The organism is Paenibacillus fonticola DSM 21315, assembly GCF_000381905.1.
Lineage (GTDB): Bacteria > Bacillota > Bacilli > Paenibacillales > Paenibacillaceae > Fontibacillus > Fontibacillus fonticola.
The window spans coordinates 1-1,857 of the sequence record NZ_KB907245.1 but is presented as its reverse complement, the minus strand read 5'-3'; the positions used below and the strand labels follow the sequence as shown (position 1 = coordinate 1,857).

Genomic DNA, 1,857 nt, shown 5'->3' with positions numbered 1-1,857 from the left:
CCAACGCCAACGCCGACCCCGACGGAAACACCGACACCAACGCCAACGCCGACCCCGACGGAAACACCGAAACCAACGCCAACGCCGACAGCGACGGTAACGCCGGAGCCAACACCAACGCCGACAGCGACGGTGACGCCGGAGCCAACACCAACGCCGACACCAACGGTGACGCCGGAGCCAACAGAAACACCGAGACCAACGGAAACACCGACACCGACGGAAACGCCGACTCCAACGCCAACACCAACACCAACGGTAACACCGTCGCCAGTGCTACCACCAATTGTATCTATTTGGACTCCTACACCAACGCCAACACCGAAGCCAACATCGACATCAACACCAACACCAACACCAACAATAAGTCCATCTCCAGGCCCAGTCCCAACACCAGAGTTGGTTTCGAGTGAATTGTTACCTGAGATTAAACCGGAGGAACAACCCCCCACAAATAATCCAAATAATAAAGAAAAAACAGATGATACAGTTACTTCAGATACTCTACCTAAAACAGGGGAATCCAGTTCTATTCCATACTATATTACGGGGATCGCGGCGGTAATAATTGGACTTTTCTTTAGAAGAAAGGGTAACAAGACCAGTTAATTAATCCAAAGAAGTAAAGAGGACTCCTCTTTACTTCTTTATTTCATCATTTCATCGAAAGGGATAAGATATTATGAAATCAATAATTGCTTATACATTAATTATCGTGGGAATCCTTGTCATGTTATATCCTAAGGCAAATGAGTATTATGAGAATAAGCAAACTGAAGCTTTACTTCAAGAAATTGTCAATAGGGATGGGAATATAGAAAACAATTTTGAATTTATCGATAGGAAGCTTTTGATTGAATATCAAAACGCTATTCAAGTGCTCGAAGAGCAGCGGCTTATTGAAAATGGAGACAGTAACGGGTTAGTCCAAGAAGACAATCAGGAAGAAATCCAAAAGATGAAGGCACACGAATTAGATACAAACTTAGAAGCCATTGCTGTTATTAAAATAGCAAAAATTAAGCTTAGTTTACCTGTTCTTGAGGGAGCTACTAAAACCAACATGAGATATGCAGCAGCTCATTTGAAAGAAACAGATTTTTTTGGTGAACACGGTAATGCAGCGATTGCAGCACATCGGGCTAAAACAAAGGGAAGACTATTTAATCGCCTTAATGAAGTTGAAGCAGGTGATGAAATTATTATTGAAACAAAAGGGGATACTTATGTTTACGTGGTTGATAAAATATCGATAGTTAAGCCTACTGATGTATCTGTTCTGAAAAGAGACAACATTGACAAAGCATTGCTTACACTAATTACATGTGATCCACTGGTAAATCCAACTCATCGACTAATTGTACGTGCCAAGTTAAAGGAAGCATAATTAGGACTTAATAGACATATATTTCAAATTGCATTTAGCACATACTTTTGCTATAGTATTCATTACCGTTTAGAGACGGCACTTTTACAATATAAAAGAATTTTTAAAAAAAGTGTTGCTTTATTCGGTAGTGTATGTTACATTATAAGAGTTGCCGCTGAAACAACGGCACATGCAAGGAAACGAAGTTGATCTTTGAAAACTGAACAACGAGTGAGCGGGTTTCACGCAAGTGAAATCTAAATAATAGAGTCAGATGCAAATCTGATCTCGTCAGATTCAAAATGAGCTATCAGCTTATTCGATAATCGGATGGAGGGCCTCTTGCTTTCGGGCAAGAGCACTTATCCGAACTTTATTGGAGAGTTTGATCCTGGCTCAGGACGAACGCTGGCGGCGTGCCTAATACATGCAAGTCGAGCGAGGTTATTTTGGAAGCTTGCTTCCGAAATAACCTAGCGGCGGACGGG

Annotated in this window: 2 protein-coding genes, 1 rRNA gene and 1 pseudogene; all 4 read left to right on the top strand. The window is 41.8% G+C overall.

What is annotated here, in order from left to right; translation table 11 throughout:
• Positions 1–413 (top strand): annotated as a pseudogene (locus tag G358_RS33385) (MSCRAMM family adhesin SdrC); the annotation flags it as partial.
• The gene (locus tag G358_RS34455) at positions 400–609 is read left to right on the top strand and encodes an LPXTG cell wall anchor domain-containing protein (protein ID WP_420836037.1); all 210 of its coding nucleotides are present in this window, start codon (positions 400–402) and stop codon (positions 607–609) included. The pseudogene G358_RS33385 and the gene G358_RS34455, both read left to right, overlap by 14 nt.
• A 73-nt stretch (positions 610–682) precedes the next feature.
• Entirely contained in the window at positions 683–1,387 is a 705-nt protein-coding gene (locus G358_RS0100010; RefSeq protein ID WP_019635137.1) for a class D sortase, read from the top strand.
• 355 nt (positions 1,388–1,742) lie between these two features.
• A 16S ribosomal RNA gene (locus G358_RS0100005) occupies positions 1,743–1,857 on the top strand; the annotation flags it as partial.

Excerpts from the sequence above, each read along its gene's own strand:
- G358_RS0100010 (WP_019635137.1), top strand. The coding sequence starts at position 683 with ATGAAATCAATAATTGCTTATACATTAATTATCGTGGGAATCCTTGTC.